Annotated in this window: 21 protein-coding genes; 12 read left to right on the top strand and 9 right to left on the bottom strand. The window is 47.3% G+C overall.

Annotation, left to right across the window (positions count from 1 at the left end; genetic code table 11):
- Position 1 precedes the first annotated feature (1 nt).
- The 4 genes from ABW391_RS21155 to ABW391_RS21140 are packed head-to-tail and all read left to right on the top strand — an operon-like array spanning position 2 to position 3212.
- Positions 2 to 721: a PIG-L deacetylase family protein gene (locus tag ABW391_RS21155; RefSeq protein ID WP_353483909.1), complete on the top strand. Its 720-nt coding sequence runs from the start codon at positions 2 to 4 to the stop codon at positions 719 to 721.
- An 8-nt stretch (positions 722 to 729) separates the two neighbouring features.
- Positions 730 to 1347 (top strand): 4-carboxy-4-hydroxy-2-oxoadipate aldolase/oxaloacetate decarboxylase, encoded by a 618-nt coding sequence (locus tag ABW391_RS21150; RefSeq protein WP_353483908.1) that lies wholly within the window; start codon positions 730 to 732, stop codon positions 1345 to 1347.
- A gap of 1 nt (position 1348) precedes the next feature.
- Positions 1349 to 2122, top strand: a complete 774-nt coding sequence (locus tag ABW391_RS21145; RefSeq protein ID WP_353483907.1) for an NAD(P)-dependent oxidoreductase — start codon at positions 1349 to 1351, stop codon at positions 2120 to 2122.
- 1 nt (position 2123) lies between these two features.
- Positions 2124 to 3212 (top strand): 4-oxalomesaconate tautomerase, encoded by a 1089-nt coding sequence (locus ABW391_RS21140; RefSeq protein ID WP_353483906.1) that lies wholly within the window; start codon positions 2124 to 2126, stop codon positions 3210 to 3212.
- Between the two features lie 154 nt (positions 3213 to 3366).
- On the opposite strand, the gene ABW391_RS21135 is transcribed toward ABW391_RS21140, so the two are convergent.
- Positions 3367 to 4656 carry a Gfo/Idh/MocA family protein gene (locus ABW391_RS21135; protein ID WP_353483905.1) on the bottom strand — a complete coding sequence of 430 codons (1290 nt, stop codon included), beginning with the start codon at positions 4654 to 4656 and terminating at the stop codon, positions 3367 to 3369.
- Between the two features lie 197 nt (positions 4657 to 4853).
- On the opposite strand from ABW391_RS21135, the gene ABW391_RS21130 reads away from it, so the two are divergent.
- The gene (locus tag ABW391_RS21130; RefSeq protein ID WP_353483904.1) at positions 4854 to 5300 is read left to right on the top strand and encodes an Hsp20/alpha crystallin family protein; all 447 of its coding nucleotides are present in this window, start codon (positions 4854 to 4856) and stop codon (positions 5298 to 5300) included.
- Between the two features lie 90 nt (positions 5301 to 5390).
- Here ABW391_RS21130 and ABW391_RS21125 read toward each other — a convergent pair whose 3' ends face one another.
- From ABW391_RS21125 to ABW391_RS21095, 7 genes are all read right to left on the bottom strand, one after another.
- The gene (locus ABW391_RS21125) at positions 5391 to 7079 is read right to left on the bottom strand and encodes a sensor histidine kinase (protein ID WP_353483903.1); all 1689 of its coding nucleotides are present in this window, start codon (positions 7077 to 7079) and stop codon (positions 5391 to 5393) included.
- 18 nt (positions 7080 to 7097) lie between these two features.
- Complete coding sequence (locus tag ABW391_RS21120) at positions 7098 to 8291, bottom strand: sensor protein KdpD (RefSeq protein WP_353483902.1); 1194 nt, start codon at positions 8289 to 8291, stop codon at positions 7098 to 7100.
- A 3-nt stretch (positions 8292 to 8294) separates the two neighbouring features.
- On the bottom strand, positions 8295 to 8861 hold the full coding sequence (kdpC, locus tag ABW391_RS21115; RefSeq protein WP_353483901.1) for a potassium-transporting ATPase subunit KdpC: 567 nt from the start codon (positions 8859 to 8861) through the stop codon (positions 8295 to 8297).
- An 18-nt stretch (positions 8862 to 8879) separates the two neighbouring features.
- On the bottom strand, positions 8880 to 10913 hold the full coding sequence (gene kdpB, locus ABW391_RS21110) for a potassium-transporting ATPase subunit KdpB (protein ID WP_353483900.1): 2034 nt from the start codon (positions 10911 to 10913) through the stop codon (positions 8880 to 8882).
- Between the two features lie 54 nt (positions 10914 to 10967).
- The gene (kdpA, locus tag ABW391_RS21105; protein WP_353483899.1) at positions 10968 to 12680 is read right to left on the bottom strand and encodes a potassium-transporting ATPase subunit KdpA; all 1713 of its coding nucleotides are present in this window, start codon (positions 12678 to 12680) and stop codon (positions 10968 to 10970) included.
- Between the two features lie 9 nt (positions 12681 to 12689).
- The gene (gene kdpF / locus ABW391_RS21100; protein ID WP_353483917.1) at positions 12690 to 12770 is read right to left on the bottom strand and encodes a K(+)-transporting ATPase subunit F; all 81 of its coding nucleotides are present in this window, start codon (positions 12768 to 12770) and stop codon (positions 12690 to 12692) included.
- Between the two features lie 289 nt (positions 12771 to 13059).
- The gene (locus tag ABW391_RS21095; RefSeq protein ID WP_353483898.1) at positions 13060 to 14397 is read right to left on the bottom strand and encodes a sigma-54-dependent transcriptional regulator; all 1338 of its coding nucleotides are present in this window, start codon (positions 14395 to 14397) and stop codon (positions 13060 to 13062) included.
- Between the two features lie 231 nt (positions 14398 to 14628).
- Here ABW391_RS21095 and ubiE point away from each other — a divergent pair, with 231 nt between their 5' ends.
- The 7 genes from ubiE to ABW391_RS21060 all read left to right on the top strand — a co-directional run bounded on the left by ubiE (position 14629) and on the right by ABW391_RS21060 (position 21385).
- A complete protein-coding gene (gene ubiE, locus ABW391_RS21090; RefSeq protein ID WP_353483897.1) occupies positions 14629 to 15357 on the top strand; it encodes a bifunctional demethylmenaquinone methyltransferase/2-methoxy-6-polyprenyl-1,4-benzoquinol methylase UbiE in 729 nt (242 codons plus the stop codon).
- Positions 15306 to 16040 carry a type IX secretion/gliding motility protein PorT/SprT gene (gene porT, locus ABW391_RS21085; protein WP_353483896.1) on the top strand — a complete coding sequence of 245 codons (735 nt, stop codon included), beginning with the start codon at positions 15306 to 15308 and terminating at the stop codon, positions 16038 to 16040. The genes ubiE and porT overlap by 52 nt, the downstream gene beginning before the upstream one ends.
- Before the next feature lie 294 nt (positions 16041 to 16334).
- The gene (locus ABW391_RS21080; RefSeq protein ID WP_353483895.1) at positions 16335 to 17441 is read left to right on the top strand and encodes a Re/Si-specific NAD(P)(+) transhydrogenase subunit alpha; all 1107 of its coding nucleotides are present in this window, start codon (positions 16335 to 16337) and stop codon (positions 17439 to 17441) included.
- A 13-nt stretch (positions 17442 to 17454) separates the two neighbouring features.
- Positions 17455 to 17757, top strand: coding sequence for an NAD(P) transhydrogenase subunit alpha part 2 (locus tag ABW391_RS21075; protein ID WP_353483894.1), 303 nt, complete (start codon positions 17455 to 17457; stop codon positions 17755 to 17757).
- Between the two features lie 5 nt (positions 17758 to 17762).
- A complete protein-coding gene (locus ABW391_RS21070) occupies positions 17763 to 19157 on the top strand; it encodes an NAD(P)(+) transhydrogenase (Re/Si-specific) subunit beta (RefSeq protein WP_353483893.1) in 1395 nt (464 codons plus the stop codon).
- A 228-nt stretch (positions 19158 to 19385) separates the two neighbouring features.
- Positions 19386 to 20321: an OmpA family protein gene (locus ABW391_RS21065; protein WP_353483892.1), complete on the top strand. Its 936-nt coding sequence runs from the start codon at positions 19386 to 19388 to the stop codon at positions 20319 to 20321.
- 332 nt (positions 20322 to 20653) lie between these two features.
- Positions 20654 to 21385: a head GIN domain-containing protein gene (locus ABW391_RS21060; protein ID WP_353483891.1), complete on the top strand. Its 732-nt coding sequence runs from the start codon at positions 20654 to 20656 to the stop codon at positions 21383 to 21385.
- Between the two features lie 58 nt (positions 21386 to 21443).
- Here the strand turns inward: ABW391_RS21060 and ABW391_RS21055 are convergent.
- On the bottom strand, positions 21444 to 22438 hold a 995-nt coding region (locus ABW391_RS21055), incomplete at its 5' end, for a GIY-YIG nuclease family protein (RefSeq protein WP_353483890.1).

The raw sequence follows: 22438 nt of genomic DNA, 5'->3' as shown, positions 1-22438 counted from the left end.
TATGAAAAAGAAATTATTAGTTGTGGGTGCCCATTCCGGCGATTTTGTCTGGAGGGCTGCCGGAACCATCGCTAAAGCCATTGAAGAAGGAGCAGAAACCCTGGTTATTGCCCTATCCTACGGCGAGCGCGGCGAATCTGGCGAATTGTGGAAAGAAGACCCCAAGCGCAGTGTGGAAAGTGTAAAAGTCATCCGTAAAGATCAGGCACAACGCGCTGCGGATGCCATCGGTACACCCATCCAGTTTTGGGATTGGGGCGATTATCCGATGTTGCTCTCTGACGAAAGAATTGCCCAATTGACAGCACTGGTTGGTGATTTTGAACCAACGGTGATCCTTTCCCATTCGGAAAAAGACCCTTTCAACCCTGATCATCCCTTGGCTTTTCAGGCTGTTCAACGCGCCCGCTTGTTGTCTTGCGGTGCAGGTGTACCGAGTGCTTTCAAAAACATCGATCCCCCCAGCTGGTATGCTTTTGAACCCCACCAACCAGAATTGTGTGGTTTTGCACCCGATACCTTTATCGACATCACTTCGGTAATGGACAAAAAAATGGCCGCTATGGACTGTATGGGCGCTCAAAATTACTTGAAGGATTATTACGCAGAATTGGCCGCTCGCCGAGCCAACCATGCACGTCGGATTTCTGGCCAAAAACAGGTGCAATACGCTGAAGCACACCAAAGTTTTGTTCCGCGGATTGTTTCCAGTATTTTTTAAGAACCACTATGGACAGCATCAATCAACTCCGTCAATTTTCGGCTGCCACCTTGCATGAAGCGCTTGGGAAAACGGGCAACTTACCTTCCGCCATCAAACCGATTCATCAGGGAATGAAAATTTGCGGCCCAGCTTATACCGTACAAACCATGCCGCGCGACAACGTCCTGCTGCACCGCGCTTATGCCTACGCCAAACCTGGCGACGTCATTGTAGCCCATTGCTCCGGGTTTTATGAAGCGGGCTACTGGGGCGATTTGATGAGCCTGGGGGCCAAAACCCAGGGCATTGTCGGACTCGTCATCGACGCTTGTGTACGCGACGCCGACGACATTGAAGCATTGGGATTTCCAGTTTTTAGTCGTGGGCTGTGCATCAGGGGCACCACCAATTTTGGCGAAGGAACCCTGAACGAACCCATTGTCATCGGCGAATGCCTGATTCATCCCGGCGACATCATCGTGGGCGACCGCGATGGGGTAGTGGTGGTACCGCAAAACCGGATCGAAGAAGCCATTGAAAAAGCCATTGCCCGCGAAGCACGCGAAGAATCGGTGCGCGAGCAATTGCGATTGGGAAAAACGTCCATTCAGATTTATGGGTGGGACACCAAATTCGGATATTGACATGAGAATTGCCATTTTAGGATTGGGCGAAGCAGGTAGCCATTTTGCCAGAGATTTGGCGGAATTGGGTTTAGACGTCACGGGCTGGGATCCCAATCCGCAACGGGCATTGCCCGCCGGGTTTGTGATGGCCAGTAACAATGCCGAAGCAGTATTGAATGCAGACATCATTTTCAGTGTCAATCTTTCAGCCGTTTCGACTGAAGTGGCCAGAGAGGTATTGCCTGTGTTGCAAGCTCATCAACTTTTTTTGGAAATGAACACCTCTGCGCCCAGCAAAAAGATGGAAATTGCTCAAATCCTCGCCCCCTCGGGCGTGCAATTTGTGGATTTGGCCATCATGGCGCCAGTGCCTCCCGCAGGCATCCGCACGCCCATGCTGGCTTCTGGGCCTGGAGCAGCTTTGTTTCAGGAAAAAATGGTTGCCTATCCTTTACAAATCGAAGTACTCCAGGATGTTGAAATAGGCAGGGCTGCCCAACTGAAACTCTTGCGTTCCATCGTGTACAAAGGCATCGCCGGAGTGATTTGTGAAGCGGTGGAGGCTGGCAAAGCCTTTGGCCAGGAGGCATACATCCGCGAGCAAATTCGCTCCATTATTGGAGAGAAAGATGACTTGATAGACCGCTTTGTTGAAGGAACCCATAAGCATGCCACTCGGCGCTTGGACGAAATGAGTGCAGTGGTAGATATGCTGGAGGAGCAAGAGATGATACCTTTGATGTCAATGGCTACACGGGATCAGTTACAAAAACTGGCTGATAAAAAAGAATGAGATGCAAAAAGCAATCCCCTTCATGCAGTTTCGAGGCGGCAGTTCCAAAGGTTTGTTCTTTCTGGCCAAAGACCTGCCCTCCAATGCGGAAGCACTCCATAAAACCGTACTCCTGGCCATGGAAGGCACCGAGACTGGCGACCCCCGGCAGATTGACGGATTGGGTGGCGCACAACCCCTGACCAGCAAAGCTGCAGTGGTTGGCCCTTCCGAGGATCCAGCGGCAGATGTGGATTATTTTTTTTTGCAGGTTGTGGTAGGCAAAGGACGAGTTTCCACCGGACAAACCTGTGGCAATATTCTGGCGGCGGTTGCGCCCTTTGCAATCGAAGCAGGTCTGGTTTCAGCGCTTGACCCCATCACCACGGTGCGTATTAAGATGCTCAATACGGGCGGCATCTGTGAGGTTTTGGTGCAAACACCGAGTGGCAATGTCAATTACGCTGGCAATGCAAGCATTGATGGAGTGCCTGGAACAGCAGCGCCCATCATTTGCAATTACCTGGACGTAGCTGGCAGCACCTGTGGAGCATTGTTGCCCACCGGCAATGCCATAGACCAAATCGATGGTTTTGCCCTCACCTGCATCGACAATGGCATGCCGGTTGTGCTGCTGCGCGCTGCTGATTTTGGTCTGCAAGGCACGGAATCTGTGGCTGAATTGGCAGGAAATTACGAGTTGAAAAAGCAAATAGAGCAGATTCGCTTGCAAATTGGCCCAAAAATGAATCTGGGAGACGTGAGTACGCAAACCGTACCCAAAATGTGTCTGATTGCTCCACCCCAGCAGGGAGGCTTGATCAATACCCGCATGTTTATTCCCCACGAGGTACACGATGCCATTGGGGTTTTGGCGGCGGTTTCCGTGGCTACTGCCGCGCTGATGCAAGGTAGTATTGCAGCAGGGATCGCGCATTTGCCGCAATCTGATCATGGCTTGTATTCCATTGAGCATCCTTCCGGAGAATGCAGTGTGACGCTGGATTTTGAAGTGGTTGAGGGGAAAATTGAGGTAAAAAAGGCAGGAGTGTTAAGGACGGCGCGGTTGTTGAGTAGGGGAGAGGTTTATGTGAAAAAGGAACAGGACTGAAAACCTTCGGTTTTTTGTTTTCCCACCACCTAAGACACTTTAGATACCTAAGATTTACCTAAGAAATTGTAAAATAATGACTTAGGTGAATCTTAGGTGTCTAAAGTGTCTTAGGTGGTGAAAAAAACAAGCAGCGAAGCTGCCAAATATCAACTTAACCCGGATACTCCCAAGGCTTCCGGTACTCCCTCCGCAGCAGCTTATTCGCCGCTTTGTCCCCCACAATCATGTCCTTTTTGTGATCCCATTCGATGGAACGACCCAGCTTTGCCGACAAATTGCCGAGTAGCGCCATGTTCGTGGCATGCCGTCCATGTTCAATATCGGCATGGGGCAGTTTTCCAGTAGGGATACAATTCATGAAATCATTCCAAACCAGTTCGATGTTTTGCTGATCGGGTTCGTTCATTTTTGCTGCTTCCTTCAGGATTTCCTTTTTAGTGTCGTTCGGGTAAAAAGTCCAGCCTCGTTGCCAGCCCATGTGGAACACCCCTTCGGTGCCATGAAAATACACCCCGACATTTTCGCCTTGGCGTTCGGGGTGGTTGCTGAGCAGGGTATGTTCCCAGGTGCAGATGAAGGATTCAAATTCATACGTCGCACGCTGTTCCTCCGGGGCATTGGCCAGGGAGTTGCGGATGTCTGATTTTTGCGTGGAGTGAATCTTGCGGGGCATGGTTTCCTCCGTCCACCACAAAATCTGGTCAAACCAGTGGGGGCCCCAGTCGCCGATGTTGCCGTTGGCAAATTGGGTGTATTGTCGCCAGCCACGGGGATGCATTCCAGGGTTGAAATTCACCATTGGAGCCGGGCCGCAGTACATGTTCCAATCCATCCCAACAGGCGGTGCGCTTTCTTCCTCTTTTTTGCCCATCCCGTTATTGTAATGCACAAAAGCTTTGACGCTGTAAATTTTGCCTGCTTTGCCCGATTTCAAAAACTCCATCCCGCTCACATTGTGTGGCGAGTAGCGGCGGTGAAAATCCACAATGCAAATTTTTTGGGCATCGCGTGCGGCCTTTTGAATGGCGCTGCCTTCTTTGACAGTATGCGAAATGGGTTTTTCCAAAAATACGTGTGCGCCGCTGTGCAGGGCTTCAATGGCAATGAGGGCATGCCAATGGTCGGGCGTGGCGTTGATCACAATATCCGGGCGCTCGCTTTTGATGCAGTCCCGGTAATCTTTGTAGATTTTGGGTTGGTCGTTGCAGAGTTTGTCTACTTCCTGCTTGCATTTGGTCAATTGATTGTCGTCCACATCGCATAGGGCGGCTACGGTGATTTGACCACTGCGGATGGCTTCCCGCAAGATATTGAGCCCCCACCAACCGCTGCCGATGAGTACGGTTTTGTATTTGGCTGGCCGGAAAGGAATCAAATAAGGCGGTGCCAAAACAGCGGCACCGGCCATGCCTGTTTTTTGAATAAACGATCTGCGATCCATGATTGATGTTTAATGTTTGTTTCTGTTTCTCCACTCAAAATAGGGATAAATCTCGAATTGCAAAATTGTCACTTATTTTGCCATTGTGGCAGTTGATTTTGATTTGAACTGACGTTATGTCTTGGATTGCACCTTGGAACGAGATTTGCAAGTCAGTAATCATTCAATGAACGCTTCCAAACTCCAACTCAAAAACCATGATACTGCAACACTTTAAGGAAGGCGAACTCTATTTTGATGATGAATTGACCAAGAATGCTTGGGAATCCAATCAAAAGCTGAACCCCATGGCGCTGAGTCCAACGCCAGCTTTGAACATCAAGGAATACACCCGTTACTTTCAAATTGATCTGGTAGTGCCCGGATTGACGCACGAAGATTTGAATATATACCTGGCTGAAAATATGTTGGTACTCCAATATGAAGGAAACCCCACTGCTTTTGAATCGGTGCTTACCCAAAGGAATTGGAGGCAGGAATTCAAATCACTCCCTTTTGTACGCCAAATCCCGGTTTTCCCGGATATGGTGCAAATTGACCAAATGCAGGTTGGTTCTGCGAATGGAGTTGTGTCTATTCGTTTGCCCAAAACGGAAGCATTGAGCGGTAAGGTGGCTCCAATTATGCCGTTTTCCAACAATTAGAAAGGTTCGACTTTGTTCCTTTTTTGAATAGAAACTAGGTAACTCAATATACATGGCCTCGCCCTTATCATTTACTGGAGCGAGGCTTTTTTATTCTTGAAATTGGGGCAGTTCGAAAAAGAAAGCTGCCCCTTGCCCTAAGTTGCTATGTACCCCAATGTTTCCGCCCATGACCTCTACAAAGTCTTTGCTGATGGCCAGCCCCAATCCGGTACCATTTGATTTACTGCCTGGAGCTTTGAAGTATTTTTCAAAAACTTTGTCCTGAAATTCTGCGGCAATGCCCGGCCCTTGATCCTGAATGGTGAAATGAACCTTTTGGGTAGGTGTAACTTCAATTTTGACCTCCAGGTAATCGCCTTCGGAAGAATACCGAATTGCGTTGGACAACAAGTTGATCAATACCCAAATGGTTTTTTCTGAATCGCACCAGATCTTTGGCAAATTGGGCAAAAACTGGGTGCTGATTTGCAATTTTTTCTCTTGAGATTGTGGATACAAGGCTTGCAAAGCCGTGCGCACCAACTCTGTGGGGTCTACAGATTGCAGCGTCAGGTCAATTTTTCCGGTTTCCAGTTGCGTCATGTTCAACAATTCGCTGGTGATGCGCAATAGGCGGTCGCTATCGGATTTGATGTCGTGGATCAACTGGACTTGTTCTGGATTGAGCGAACCCGTTTTGGGGTTTTCCAACAGTTGCAAACCCAATTTTATTCCGGAGATCGGCGTCTTCAACTCGTGCGAAATGGTGGCCAGGAAATTGGTTTTGGCCACGTCTTTTTCCAAAAATGACGTGATGTTTTTGAGTACATATACCGTCCCTGGCTCTTCATCTACCTGAATTTTATAGGAATCGAGCAAAAAGTAATTTTCCTGATTGTCCATCACTATTTTGAAGGGAGAAGTACCGGATGGATTTTCCAAAATGTATTTCAATAAATCATTCTGTTTGGATAGGTTTTCCGTCGATTGGCCAATGGCTTGAGCGGCCTCCAAACCCAACAATTTTAGGGCTTTTTGATTGGCAAAAAGTACGATTCCCTTTTTGTCGATCCCGATACTCGCGTCGTCCAGACTGTTGATCACTGCTTCTGCCCGTTTTTTCTCAAACATCATTTGGGCCAGGTTGCTGTGTTCGTATTCATCCAGTTTGGCCGCCATTTGGTTGATCGCAGTTGCCAATTGGCCGAATTCATCAGAACTGTCAACGTGCATGCGGAAGCTGTAGTTTTTTTTGCTGAGTTCCTGAATGGCTTCGTTGAATTTTTTAATTGGTTCAGTAATGAGTCCTGGGAAGTTGAGTACAAAAGTGAAGGCAATCAAAAACAAAAAAGCCGACAGGGTAGTGATGTACAACTTGGCTTTTTGAGCGGTCTCCATAGCCACCTCGTTTTTGCGTTGGATGGCCTCCATGTTGATTTGTAAAATTTGGATGATGTTTATGCGTGCCACCGATACCTGGCTTGAATCTGCGCCAAGGCGATCAAATGCCAAGCGCAGTGCAGCAGTTGCAGCACCTTCCCCTGGTTCGGTGATGTTTTGTTCTTGCTTTAGGAGATGCGCATTGAATTTTTTATTGGCTTCAGATTTTGGCACATTGACCCGGTCCAAAACCGCCAACATGCCATGGCAATAATCAAGACTTTCGTAATTGTCTTTTAGTACTTCCTGGGTATCATTTTTTAGTACAGATATGTAATAGGAACTAACTCCGCTGATCAGCAGCAGGAGTAGAAATAAAAAACCGGTGCCCAGGGCGATTTTTCGTTGCAGCGTCATGGCAATGTTTTTGACAAGTTAAGACAGAATCACTACGTCTACCTCATTTTCTTTGAGGGCGCGCAGCAATTGATTGAAAATGCCCGTGTGCAAAATGATTTGCCAAAGGCGCAAATGGGGTTTGCCGATGCAGATAGTGGTAATTTGTTTTTCTTTGACCACCTCCAGGATTGCATTGCCAATGTCTGGTACCGATACATTGATGAGTTTCAGCGGGATGGCTACTGGAACCAACCATTTATTCAGCCGTTCTCCCGCCTGGGCCTGCAATACTTCAGCCCCCATTTCAACGGCCAATTGAAAATTGTTGATCAGGTGGCGTTGCTTATCCAGGGGGATTTTATCTAGGCTTTCATTGGGGGTTTGCACGTACAATACAAACCATTTGCTTTGGTAATAACGCGCCAATCGGGCAGTTTTGCGGATGATTTTTTTGGCCGTAGCCTCATTGCTACTGATACAGGCCAGGAACCTTTCGTGACGGGCCTGCACTGGACGGGGTACTTCCTTCTCTACTTTTCGCTCTACCTGGGTGGCTACTTCTTTAAGCGCCAACTCCCGAAGTTGCAGGATTTTTTCTGGTTGAAAAAAATTGCGCAACGCAGTTTCTACTTTGGCAGGGTCATATATTTTGCCTTCTTTCAGGCGGGTAATCAAATCTTCCGCACTGAGGTCGATGTTGACCACTTCATCTGCTTGCTGCAAAAAATCATCGGGTACGCGCTCTTGTACCTGAATGCCAGTGATGCGTTGCACTTCATCGTTGATGCTTTCGATGTGCTGGATGTTCACAGCAGTGATGACATTGATGCCTGCCGCCAGGAGTTCCATTACATCTTGCCAGCGCTTGGAATTTTTGCTGCCCGGGATATTGGAATGAGCAAGCTCGTCGACAACTACCCAGTCAGGATGGAGTATCAGCAGGGCGTTTGCGTCCAATTCGCTCATTTTTTTGCCCTTGTAAAAAACTTCCCGCTGTGGAATAACCGGCAAACCATCTAGCAACGCTTCGGTTTCTTTGCGCCCATGGGTAACCACCAGACCCAAGACGACATGAATGCCTTGATTGAGCATTTGCTTGGCTTCTTGCAACATGCGGTAGGTTTTGCCAACCCCGGCACTCATGCCTACGTAAACTTTAAGCTTACCTCGCCCAGATGCTTTGAGCTGGGCGAGGTACTGATCTGCCAATTGGGCGCGTTCGTCAGTCATGGTTTACTTGAATTTGTCTAAAGCAATGTTCAAATTAAGAACATTTACCTTGGCCGGGCCGAAAATGCCCCACAAAGGCCCTTCGGTTTGTGCATCAACTAACTCCAGTAAACGGGATTCGGGGATGTTGCGAATGGAACTGATCCGGGAAACTTGAATTTTTGTACCCTCAGGTGACAAATCAGGATCGAGGCCACTTCCTGAAGCGGTAACCAACTCGGAAGGGATGTCTTTGATGGCCACTTTGGGATTGTGGACCACAAAACTATCAATGCGGGCTTGCACCAAAGCCAGGTAGTCAGAATTGGAAGTACCCTTGTTGCTGCCTGCCGAACCTGCACCATTGTAGTCAACTGCCGAAGGCCGGCCATTGAAATAACGGTCTTCATTAAAAACCTGCCCAACCAGCGCTGCACCAACGGGTTTGCCTGCAAAGGACACCAATTCTGCCTTGCCTTGGGCCGGGCCAAATACCTGCGCGAAGCCCCAAATAAGCAAAGGATAAAGCACTGAAACCAGGATCAGGGTCACGAGTGTGAAACGGATCGCAGGAAATATATCTTGTTTCATTTTTTTAAGTTTAAAAATTTAAAACCAAACAGAAATCAGGATGTCAATCAATTTAATGCCGATGAAAGGCAAGATCACGCCCCCCAAACCGTACACCAGTAAATTACGCCGCAACAATGCCGCTGCCCCAATTGGCCGATAAGCCACCCCGCGTAAAGCCAATGGAATCAGCATCGGAATGATGATTGCGTTGAAAATGACTGCGGAGATGATGGCACTTTCGGGACTGCTCAGTTTCATGATGTTAAGCGATTGCAAGGCCGGAATCGAGACCATAAACAAAGCAGGTACAATGGCAAAATATTTCGCCACATCATTGGCAATACTGAAAGTGGTCAAAGTACCCCGGGTAATCAACAATTGTTTGCCGATTTCGATTACCTCAATCAGTTTGGTCGGATCATTGTCGAGGTCTACCATGTTGCCGGCTTCTTTAGCGGCTTGGGTACCACTGTTCATGGCTACGCCTACGTCAGCCTGAGCAAGGGCAGGGGCATCATTGGTACCGTCGCCCATCATGGCCACCAGAAAACCTGCGCTTTGTTCGCGGCGGATGTAAGCCAGTTTGTCTTCCGGTTTTGCTTCGGCGATGTAATCGTCTACTCCGGCTTTTTCGGCGATGTATTTGGCAGTTAAGGGGTTGTCACCAGTGACCATCACGGTTTTGACCCCCATGCGGCGCAGGCGCTCAAAACGTTCACTAATGCCAGGTTTGATGATGTCTTGCAGTTCGATAACCCCAAGTACTGTGCCATTTTGAGCCACCACCAAGGGTGTGCCTCCATTGTTGGAAATGTCTTTTACAGCTTGCGTTGTTTCGGCTGGAAAGGCATTTCCTGCTTGTTGGGCAATCCGCAAGATGGCATCCTGCGCTCCTTTGCGGATGTCGGTTTTATCGGCCAGAATCACGCCACTGGTTCTGGTCTCAGCGGTAAACTTGATCAGGGTAGCCCCTTCAATCGAGGCGTTTCTAACCACGCTTTCACCCGCCAACTCCAGGATACTTTTGCCTTCTGGGGTATCATCGGCGAGGGAACTCAGCACGCAGGCCTGAATGAAACTGCTTTCACTTACGCCTGGTGCAGGATAAAAGCGCGTAGCTTTGCGGTTGCCAATGGTGATGGTACCCGTTTTGTCCAAAAGGAGTACATCAATGTCGCCAGCTGTTTCCACTGCTTTACCCGACTTGGTAATGACGTTGGCCCGCAAGGCCCTGTCCATCCCTGCTACCCCGATGGCCGACAAGAGCCCGCCGATAGTAGTAGGAATCAAACAAACAAACAAAGACACAAACGCTGCCACCGTAATGGGCGTGTTGGAGTAATCCGCAAATGGCTTGAGGGTCACGCAAACCATAGTGAAGATGAGGGTGAACCCTGCCAAAAGCACGGTCAGTGCAATTTCATTGGGTGTTTTTTGGCGGGAAGCCCCTTCCACCAAAGCGATCATTTTGTCCAAAAAGGACTCGCCTGGCTGAGTAGTGACCTGGACTTTAATTTTGTCAGAAAGCACTTTGGTACCACCAGTGACGCTGCTTTTGTCGCCACCTGCTTCCCGGATCACTGGAGCAGATTCACCTGTGATGGCCGACTCATCAATGGTCGCAAGACCTTCAATGATTTCTCCATCCATGGGGATGGTGTCCCCCGTTTCACAAATAAAGATGTCGCCTTTTTTGAGCGCAGCTGAACTGAGCAACTCAATGTTGCCATTCCGAATCACCTTGGCTGGCGTATCTTCGCGGGTTTTGCGCAAGGATTCCGCCTGGGCTTTTCCGCGGGCTTCGGCAATGGCTTCCGCAAAATTGGCAAACAAGACCGTGAGCAAAAGCACCACGAAAACCACCAGATTATAAGCGATGCTGCCCTGAGTGCTGTCGCCACTGATCAGGGTGTAAAGGCACATGATCAACATGATCACCGTGCCGATCTCCACCGTGAACATGACCGGATTTCGGTACAGTATCGCCGGGTTCAATTTGCGGAACGCTTCAACCAAAGCTGGTCGCACTAGCGCTGCGGCAAAGAGTGAGGAACTTTTTTGCTTAGACATATGCTTGGCTTATTAGAGCAGAAAAAAATTAGTTTCCTGATTTTTTGCGTCATATTAATATGAAAAATACTCTGCCAATGGCCCCAAAGCCAGTGCAGGGAAGAAAGACAAGGCCGCTACGATAAAGATTACCGCAAACGTCATGACTCCGAAGGTACCCGTATCGACCCGCAGCGTTCCCGAACTTTCGGGGATGTACTGCTTTTGTGCCAACAGCCCTGCGATCGCCACTGGACCAATGATGGGGATGAATCGACTCAAAATAAGGACGATGCCGCAACTTACATTCCAGAAGAAATTGTTGTCGCCTAAACCCTCAAAACCACTGCCGTTGTTGGCAGAAGAGGAGGTGTACTCGTACAACATTTCACTGAAACCGTGGTTGCCGGGGTTGTTGAGCCAATTACCTGGTTTTACAACCCAGGCGATATCCGCATGATGCACCAGCAAATAGCTGCTCAATGCCGTACCCACCAAAATCAGGAAGGGATGCAATAGGGTAATCAAGGTGGCGATTTTCATCTCCCGGATTTCCACTTTTTTACCCAACAATTCTGGCGTTCTACCTACCATCAGGCCGCTGATGAACACTGCAATGATGATGAAGATGTAGTAATTGAGCAAGCCTACGCCGACGCCACCGTAGAGTGCGTTGATCATCATGTCCAACAGTTGCAAGAACCCACTGATGGGGGTCATGCTGTCGTGCATGGCATTGACTGATCCATTGGAGGTAGCGGTAGTGGCAATGCCCCAAAAGGCCGAGGCTTCAGCACCGATGCGAATTTCTTTGCCCTCCATGCTGCCGAGCTGTTGTTGGATGCCCATGTCTGCAATGGCAGGATTACCAGCCGTTTCAGCGATAACGGTACTGACCACAAACACTAGAAAACCTATCGACATGACCCCAAATATCGTCCAGGCCAAACGGCGGCGTTTGAGGTAAAATCCCAGCGCAAAAACCATCGACATAGGTATGAGCAGAATGGCCATGGTACTGAGCATGTTGGTCAGGTAATTGGGATTTTCCAGCGGATGCGCCGAGTTGACGCCAAAAAAACCACCGCCATTGGTTCCCAACTGCTTGATGGCGATCATGGCAGCAGCTGGGCCTTGGGAAATGTTTTGTTCGGCTCCTTGAAGAGTCGTCAATGGAATTTTCCCCTCAAAGGTCATCGGAGTACCCCCAATGATCAGGAACAGGGCAAGCACAATCGATAAGGGCAACAATACGCGGGTGATGCTTTGAATGAAATACACGTAAAAGTTGCCAATGGTACTGGACTGTTTTTCTTGCATGGCTTTGTAAACGCCTGCCAGCGCTGCCATACCCGTAGCCGCACTCACAAATTGGAAGTACATGACTACGCCCAACTGGGTCAGATAGGTCATGCCCGATTCGCCAGAGTAGTGTTGCAAGTTGCAATTGACCACAAAACTGATCACCGTGTTGAAGGTCAAATCAGGCGTCATGCCCGGGTTGCCATCCGGGTTGAGCGGCAAAATTCCCTGGTAAAAAAGCATGATGAAACCATAGACCAGCCAGAGCATGTTGATGGTGAGCAAGGCACGCAAAAAACGTTGCCAAGTCATTTCTTCTGCTGGATTAATGCCACCCAGGCGGTACAACAAACGCTCCAATGGACTGAGGAAATCTGTCCAAACGCGTTCGCCCTGGTACACCTTGGCCATGTAACGACCGAGTGGAATGGCCATAATGATGGTCAGCACCAGCATGGCTACAACTCCTGTAAGGTTGGTATTCATAATTGAGGATTAAAATTTTTCGGGTCGAAGGAGTACATAAATCAAGTACCCAAATACGACCACACAAAGGATGAAGAGTGCTGTGAACATGGTGCGTTTAGATTTTGTCAAAGCGATTGGTAATCCAATAAAAGAAGGCAAAACAGAGTAAGCCCAAGAGTAGTAAAGCTGCGGCAATGAGTGTTTGCATACGTTTGGTTTTTTGATGTACCAAGCATATGCCAAATCTTGTGCCTAAAAAAAGGTGAGCTAAAATTTAATTGGTTATCAGGAAGATAAGTCGTTTTAGGAAATGCTTTACCTCTAAAACCATGCAGAAATGGAAAACGGATTTCGGAAATGGTAGGGTAGGAGGAGGTCTTGCTGAGTTTTTTCTTTTTTACAAACTGTATTCTTTGATTTTGGCGTACAGGGTAGTCAGGCCAATTCCCAGCAACTCAGCGCTGCGGGTTTTGTTGCCTTGGGTGTGTTCCAGCATGCGGGAAATGTGGCGTTTTTCCATGTCGCGGAGGGAGAAAAGACCTTCGGAGGAATGTTGTAAATTTTGATGAAAATCCCAGGGCAGGTTTTCCACTTCCAGAACTGAATGTTCACTTAAAATACAGGCGCGTTCCAACAAATTGCGCAACTCGCGAATGTTTCCCCGCCAGGTATGTTGTTGGAGCAATTGAATAAAATCAGCGCACATTCCGGTGATTATTTTGTTCAACCGGGTTGAAAACTGCTCAATAAAATGATCGGCCAATAAAGGAATGTCTTCCACCCGCTCATTGAGTGATGGCAAATGAATGGTGAAGGTGGCCAGGCGATAATACAAATCGAGGCGAAATTGGTCGCTGCTGCTGTCCTGTTGCAGGTTGCGATTGGTCGCAGCAATGATCCGCACGTCTACCTTTTGGGTTTTGGTGTGTCCTACTTTGTGGTATTCACCATTTTCAAGCACCCGCAGCAATTTGGTTTGCAACTCTGGGGGCATCTCTCCAATTTCATCCAAAAATAAGGTACCACCATGGGCTTCTTCCAACAGGCCTTTTTTGTCTTTGATGGCGCCGGTAAAAGCCCCGGCCTTATGGCCAAATAATTCACTTTCAATGATTTCGCGAGAAAATGCTGCACAATTCAGGGCTACATAAGCTTTGTCACAACGGCTGCTGGCCTGGTGAATGGCTTGTGCAAAAACGTCTTTGCCTGTACCCGTTTCGCCGGTGAGCAGCACGCTGGCATCGGTTGGGGCTACTTTTTGGGCCAGTTCGATGGCTCGTTTGATGGCCGTGGATTGTCCGATAATGCCTCGAAATCCTTTATTGTCGCCGGACAGTGAAAGCATAGAGGACTTTTGCTGAAAGGCTTTCTCGGCCTTTTCACTGGCCTGTGCCAATAAACTGATTATGCGGTTGTTGTCATCTCCTTTGACGAGGTAATCGAATGCGCCGTTTTTGATGGCCTTGACGCCATCGGGGATGTTGCCAAACGCGGTGAGGAGAATGACTTCGGTATCGGGGTACTTTTGTTTGATTTCGGCAGTCAATTTTACGCCATTGCCATCGGGGAGCTTGACGTCGCAAAGCACTACTGGAAAAGGCTGTTGGGTGAGCAGTTTGAGGCCGCTTTGGCAATCTCCTGCTTCACTTACCTCGTAGTTTTCCAGTCTCAAGAGCCTGGCCAACAGGCTTCGCAATTTGACTTCATCGTCGATGATCAGAACTGCTGTTTTCATAAGTTTATTCTGATTGTAAAGGTAGCTACCACAATTCGAATTGCAACAGCTTCTTCATGCGAATAAGTTGAACGTTTACGAAACCTCCAAGGTTTCGTAAACGTATTACCCTGGTTTCCCCTTCTTCTTTTAAGTCAATGGATTTAAAACTTATTCCCTCTTTTTGGGTTCTCCTTGCAAACAAATTGGGATTAATCGAAATCCCGCTTAATTTTGCACAAATTTTTCAACATGGGTCAGCAGATCACCCCTTACAACGAGCAAGAATCCAAAACCAAGCAGGTTTCAGTGATGTTTGATCGGATAGCTCCTTATTACGATTTCCTCAACCACTTTTTGTCATTGGGTATCGATCGCGGATGGCGGCGCAAGGCCATTGCCGAGGTGGCCAAAGTTCAGCCCAAGTTCATCCTCGATATCGCTACGGGTACCGCGGATTTGGCCATATCCATGGCGCAGAAAATGCAAGCTGTCGAAGTGATTGGCGTCGATATTGCGCCAAAAATGCTGGAGATCGGACGGGTCAAAATAAAAGACAAAGGATTGGGAGCTGTGATTCGACTGGAAGATGGCGACTCACAAGATTTGCATTTCCCAGATAATCAATTCGATGCAGTGACTGCCGCCTTTGGTGTCCGCAATTTTGAAGACCTCAGAAAAGGACTTGCAGAAATGTACCGGGTACTCAAGCCTGGCGGCAAAATTGTGGTGTTGGAATTCTCCAGACCCAAACTTTTTCCGTTCAAGCAGATTTTTAACAGCTACTTCAAATACCTGTTGCCACTAATTGGGCGTTTTACCTCCAATGACCAACGGGCCTATGCTTATTTGTACGAATCGGTACAGGTATTTCCCGAAGGACAAGAGCTCCTGAACATATTTGAGAAAACCGGATTTAAATCTAACCGATGCACAGCATTAACATTAGGCGTTTGTTCCATTTACGTTGGGTTCAAGTAGCATTTGCCATGGTTTTGGCCACTTCAAGCTTACAAGCACAGAAATACCGGGGGAATCCCAATTTCCTGGATTTCAACCAGAAACCATATTATTTTGGGATTACTCTGGGAATCAACTCCTCCAATTTCAAGCCCTTTCGATCCAAAGAGTTTTTGATGAACGACAGCATCAGTGCGGTTCAATCAGTGACTGGTCCTGGGTTCAACCTGGGCATTGTGGCCAACTTGAAAATGGGCGATTATTTCGATTTTAGGTTTTTGCCTACCTTGTCGTTTGCCGAGCGCAACATCGACTACAACAAAATCAGTCGCTTCCGCAGTTTCAGTAAAAGATCGGTGGAATCTGTATTTGTAGAAATGCCTTTTCAAGTGCGCTATAAATCGGCTCCTTTTCACGACAAGCGCGCTTTTGTAATCGCAGGAGTCAAGTATTCTTTTGACGTTGCGAGTGATTCGCGTTCCAAACAAGCAGAAACCCTGGTGCGCATTTCTCCTTCTGACTTTCAGTTTGAATACGGTGCTGGGTTACAGTTCTTTTTTCCATTTTTCATCTTTTCTCCAGAGTTGAAAATTTCCCACGGCATTGGCAATACCTTGATATACAACCCTGCGTTGCAAGAATCTACCGTGTTGGAAAAACTCTTGTCGCGTACTTTTACCATATCTGTCCACTTCGAGGGCTAAGGAATTTTTTGCGTCATACTAAGTTTTTTTCCATTTAAGTTTATATCAAAGGGCATTGGTGACAAAAGACACCAATGCCCTTTGATTTTTGCATCAGTAAGACTTCTCTTTATTGATTTATTTTTACGCTCGAGTAATTGTCGTTTTGTTGGAAAAAATCGAATGGTGAAAAATATTTGAATATATTACCATTGATTTACCCAATTATATTTCCCTAAAACGTAGATTTGTCGTCCTTGATCCCAGTAGAACAAACAATTCAACTCTGATCCTAATCAAACTCTTTTTACTACCATGAAAATAGGTGCAATAAAAGAAACTAGGCCAGATGAAAACCGGGTAGCTCTTTCGCCAACTGTATGCAAACAATTGATTAAGAATGGATTTGAGTGTGTCATCGAAAGCGGTGCCGGTCTCAATTCTTTCTTTTCTGATGAGGCGTATGTCGAGGCGGGTGCTGTGGTGCTTTCCTCTGCAAAAGAAGTCAACAGTACCGCAGATGTGCTCTGTAAGGTAAACCCGCCCAATGAGGAAGAAATGGAGAAACTCAAAGCAGGTTGCGTCCTCATTTCTTTCGTTTACCATTTGACCAATCCGACTTTGGTTGAAAAAATCAACGCCCGCCAGGTATCCTTGTTCAGTATGGATGCCATTCCCAGGATTTCCCGCGCTCAAACCATGGATGCTTTGAGTTCCCAGGCCAATTTGGCCGGGTACAAAGCAGTGATCATTGGCGCCAATGAGTCCGGCAAGATTTTCCCGATGTTGATGACTGCCGCAGGTACGATTACTCCAGCTAAAGTACTCATCTTTGGCGCCGGGGTTGCAGGTTTGCAGGCCATTGGCACCGCACGCCGTTTGGGTGCAGTTGTAGAAGTGACCGACATACGGCCTCAGACCAAGGAAGAAGTCGAGTCTTTGGGCGGCAAATTCATCTCTTTTGACATGGGCGAAGGCGTCAAAATTGAAGGAGGTTACGTCAAAGAAGCGGGTGAAGACGTGCTGACCCGCCAGCGAGAAATCCTGAAAAAGCATTTGGCTACCGCCGATTTGGTCATTACAACGGCTCAGGTTCCGGGTCGCAAAGCACCTGTACTGGTAACCGAAGAAATGGTGAAAGTCATGAAATTGGGCAGCGTCATTGTCGATATGGCTGTTGAACAAGGGGGCAACTGTGAACTGAGCGAGCTGGATAAAGCAGTGGTCAAACACGGTGTCAAGATTGTAGGCTATTCCAATCTGCCTTCGATGCTCGCACCCAATGCCAGCGAAAGCTATGCCAAAAATATTTTTGCTTTTGTAAACCATTTGGCCACAAGCGAAGGATTCAAATGGGACATGAGCGATGAAATAACCGCCGGAACGCTGATCTGCCGGGACGGTCAAATATTGAAATCCTAAAATAATGCTCCTCATGCAAGCTATATTTCAATTTGTATCTGAGAATCAACTGATGATCTACTTGGTCGTTTTGATGATCTTCGTCGGCATTGAGCTGATTGAAAAAGTTCCTTCCGTACTGCATACTCCCTTGATGAGCGGTGCCAATGCCATTCACGGGGTGATTATTATTGGCGCCATCATCGTGATGGGGCAGGCAGAAAACCTATTTGCCACCATTCTGGGATTCATCGCAGTATGTTTAGGTACGCTCAATGTAGTAGGTGGTTTTGTAGTGACCGACCGTATGTTGGAAATGTTTAAAAAGAAAAAATAACAGCCGTGAAGACATTTATTCTCGATTTCATCTACATCCTTTCTGCCTTCAGCTTTGTTTTTGGGATCAAGCAGTTGGGTAAACCCAGCACGGCTCGTCGAGGCAATCTCATTGCCGCCATAGGCATGACCGCCTCTATTCTCGGTACTATTTTCCTGAATGATACCGTAATGCTGAAAAACTATCCCTGGATTTTCGGTGCATTAATCATCGGTACCATCGTGGGGACATTAATGGCCAAACGTGTACAAATGACCCAAATGCCACAGATGGTTTCTTTCTTCAACGGGATGGGCGGTGCTTGCGCAGCACTGATTTCGATAGTTGAATACGATCACTATTTGCACCATGCAGACAGCGCGTCGGCCACTCGGGTGGTGATTTTGCTGTTGGGGTTGGTCATCGGTACGGTCTCTTTTTCGGGTTCAATGATCGCATTTGGCAAGCTGGAAGAAAAAATCAAAGACATCCATGTTCCTGCCCAACAAGTGGTAAACATGGTGGTGCTCCTGTCCATCGTTGCGTTGATAGTGGGCATGGCAAGTGGATTTTTGACCAACCCTGATTTCATTTACCTGATCTTGGGTTTGAGTGTTGTATATGGCTTGTTATTTGTGTTCCCAATTGGGGGGGCTGACATGCCAGTGGTTATTTCCTTGCTCAATTCCTTTACCGGGGTAGCTACTGCTTTCGGAGGCTTCTTGTACGACAACAAGGTGATGCTTTTTGGCGGTATTCTGGTGGGGAGTGCCGGAACCTTGCTTACAGTGGTGATGTGTAGGGCAATGAACCGTTCACTAACCAATGTATTATTGGGTAATTTCGGTGGGGTTGCTGCTGCTGGGCCGGCCAAAACGGTTACAGGTTTAATCAAGGAAGTAAATGCATCTGATGCCGCAATCTTGATGAAATACAGCAAAAAAGTCATTGTAGTACCAGGCTATGGTTTGGCTGTTGCCCAAGCCCAACACGTTTGCCACGAACTGGAATCTTACCTGGAAGGCGAAGGGGTAGACGTTAAGTATGCGATTCACCCCGTGGCGGGTCGGATGCCCGGACACATGAACATTCTTTTAGCAGAAAGCAATGTGAGCTACGATAAGCTGGTGGAAATGGAAGCCGTCAACCCAGAATTTAAAATCACCGATGTTGTATTGGTGGTGGGGGCCAATGATGTAGTCAACCCTGCAGCAAAAAACGATCCTACTTCACCCATTTACGGCATGCCCATTTTGGATGTGGAGGATGCTGCGAATGTCATTGTGATGAAACGCAGCATGCGCTCAGGTTATGCAGGCATTGAAAATGAACTGTTTTATTCCCCCAAAACCCGGATGCTGTTTGGAGATGCCAAAAAAATGATGACCGAACTGGTAAATGAGCTTAAAGCTGCAGAATAGGCAAATTAGCCCTTGTGTTTACCAAGAACTTTTTTATTTCCGTTCCTAAATCCTGCAACCTCACTGTAGCATTAAGATTTGATTCTTTTACATATCTTGTCCACGAAAATCAAGATCCCCTCTCAAATGACGAATCAAGGCAAGAACAAATATTTGTCTGAATACGTTGATCAAAAATCTACTTCAAACCAATTCAAAACAAACCAATTCAAAACAAACCAATACGCAATGAAATCATTAGCAAAACTTATCGTTTTTTGCGCCATCTGTTTTTCTCTCTCTTCCTGTGTGATGAAGAAACAGTACCTCGCGATGCAAACCGACCTAAAATCACAGTTGGATGCCGCCAACAAAGATTTGGGCAAGCTCGGGGTCAGCCTCAACGAATACATGAGTCGCCTTGCCGCTTGTGAAAAAGACAAAGAACGCCTGGGTGGAGATATTCGCACCAACCTAAGCACCCTCCAATTGCGGGAGGAACAAATCAATGACCTCAAAGCTCAAATCAATGACTTGAAGAACATGCGCGAAAAGCAACTGAACACGGTGACCGACCTGACCACCTTGTCAAAGTCTGCCAACGACAACATCAAGGAGACTTTGTCCCAATTGGAGAAAAAAGATAAGTACATTCAGCTTCTACAGGCTGCCCGTACCCGTGCTGACTCCATCAATTTGGCATTGTCAGTAAACCTCAAAGGTGTATTGAAAGAAGGACTGGACGATAAGGATGTGGATGTAAAAGTGGACAAAACGGTTGTTTTCGTCAACTTGTCCGACAAAATGCTATTCCAATCTGGAAGCGCCGTGATCAATACTAAAGCCAATGACGTTTTGGGGAAAATTGCCAAAATCATCCTTTCTCGCCCTGACCTGGAAGTGATGGTAGAAGGGTACACCGACAACAAACCAATCAAAACGGCTTGTTTGGACGACAACTGGGACCTGAGCGTAAAACGTGCAACAGCAGTAGTTCGTGCTTTGCAAAAAAACCACAATGTTGATCCCAATCGTTTGATCGCCGCAGGCCGTGGGGAGTTTAACGCGCTGGTGAAAAACGATACCGAAGAAGGCCGTTCTACCAACCGCCGCACCCGCATCATCATTCTGCCTAAACTGGATCAGTTTTATGACCTGCTGAATCCAACCAAAGTGCCTAACTAACTCAGATAGACACCTTAGCTGTTGTATTTTTTTCACCACCTAAGAGTCACCTAAGGATACAGTTTAGATTCTAAGGTGACTCTTAGGTGGTGAAAAAATTATACCAGCGAAGCTGCTATAGTTTAATGTAGAATTAATGCAATATTTTGTATTAAAGGTGCAGCGCATAAGGCACCATATTTCCTTCGCCTGAAGGGAAAAAATAAACTTTGAAAAAAAAGCAACCTTGAATAGGTAGCCCTCGTCCTTTTTAGCATCTAAAGGGAAACGTTGGTTCATACCGGCATTTGCGGTGGACTGACGACTCTCTAACCTCTAAAAAGCACATTTCAATGAAACATTTCAGCAAAGCCATCGCCCTTTTTTCGTTTTTACTCTTGACTTTGTCCCTGTCAGCCCAAAACTGGAGCTGGGGCAATGGCGTACAGGGTAAAGGCCCGGTTGTACGCAAAACCCTCAACCTTGCTGACTTCGAAGGATTCAGCCTCACTTTTTCGGGCAATGTGTTCGTTCGCCAAGGCAACGAGCAAAAAATCGAAGTAGAATCACACGAAAACCTGATCAGTTTGCTTTCCAAAGAAGTTGTAGACAAGCAATGGAAAATCCGCTTCACCGAAAATGTTGGCCGCTACGATAAATTCAATGTGTACATCACCGTTCCAAAATTGAATGCGGTTAAACTCAGCGGATCTGGAGACATTAAAGGCGAAACTCCTTTTAAAAACCTGGGCAATCTGGCCTTGGGAGTAAGCGGTTCCGGCAATTTGAATCTGGATTTTGAAGCAACTGAAGTTGAAGCAAAAATCAGCGGATCGGGTAACATGAACCTGAAAGGCAGCGCCAAATCCATTGGCATTGCCATCAGCGGTTCGGGAGATATTTCTGCAATGGGGGTTCAGGTAGAAGCAGCCACCGTGCAAATTTCTGGCTCGGGCAACGCCTCGATTCACAGCACCGAAAATTTGGAGGTACGCATCAGCGGCTCAGGAGATGTATATTACAAAGGCCGCCCCAGAATGAGTTCGAAAGTGTCGGGCTCAGGGGATGTGGTGTCGAAGGAATAGTGGATTTTGGGTTCACACCATTTTACCTTAATTTAGTAAAATTGTGTGAGCCCAAAACCTAAAACTTAATCACCTGTATCTTAGGATTTTCACTCAAAAACCGTGCAATTATTCGATTGGTTTCGGCATTTCCGGTTACCGGTTTTACCGCATTGCGAAGTGCATCGGAATCGGCAGCTTCGCCACGTTCGATGTACCCATATCCTTGCAAGTGGCCGTTTTCAACCAGGATCACAGCTGATTCTTCTTCTTCGCGGCCCTGATCGAGCACGAAAAAATTGTGGTCGAATATCTGACACATGTATTCTTTGGCTTGTTGAGCCCGTTCATTGTACACTTCCGGCGGTTCTTTGCTTACGCATGCGCCGGTGCATTGCTGCAAATGAAAATGAAAACAAGGGCCAGTGTTGGGACTCAAGCCCAGTAGTTTTTCACACAAGCCAAATCTTTCTCTGGCCGAAATGAGCCGCCCTTTTGCGGAAGAAATTTTAGGGAATTCTGCTAAAATGTCCTTTTTTTTGTGGACATTTACCGTCGTTTCTGCTACCCCAAAACACAGATAACCCTCGGTATTGAGGTAGGTATGAACCATATAAGGAAAGCGACGCGTGCGCTGAGCTCGATTGATGCCTGGCAAAAGACGCTTGATTTCAAAAGATTCGTGCAGCAAAGCCAACAATTCACTGCCGGTTAGTTCGTAGCTGATGTCGTATACATGTTCCTGGAGCTTCTTGGCTTTTTCGGTTTTGTCGGCAAAATGTTCGGCGATGCGCTTTTGAATGTTGATGCTCTTACCGACATAAATCACTTCGCCTTGTTCGTTGTGGAAATAATAAACCCCGCAAGCCTCGGGGAGTTTATGGATGATTTCCAAGTTCAGGTTATTGGGCAACATGGCCTCTCGGATGCCCAGATTGATCAACAGGTCTGCCTTCTCGCGATTGTCATCGTGTTGAAGGATGTATTCCAGCACTTTGATGGTAGCTTGTACATCACCCATGGCGCGGTGGCGTGCCGAGTTGTGGATGTTGAAGTGCCGCGAAAGGGCGTCCA

It is taken from the genome of Haliscomenobacter sp. (assembly GCF_040403615.1).
Taxonomy (GTDB): domain Bacteria; phylum Bacteroidota; class Bacteroidia; order Chitinophagales; family Saprospiraceae; genus Haliscomenobacter.
The sequence above is the reverse complement of the archived record's forward strand: the minus strand, read 5'-3'. Positions and strand labels throughout refer to the sequence as shown.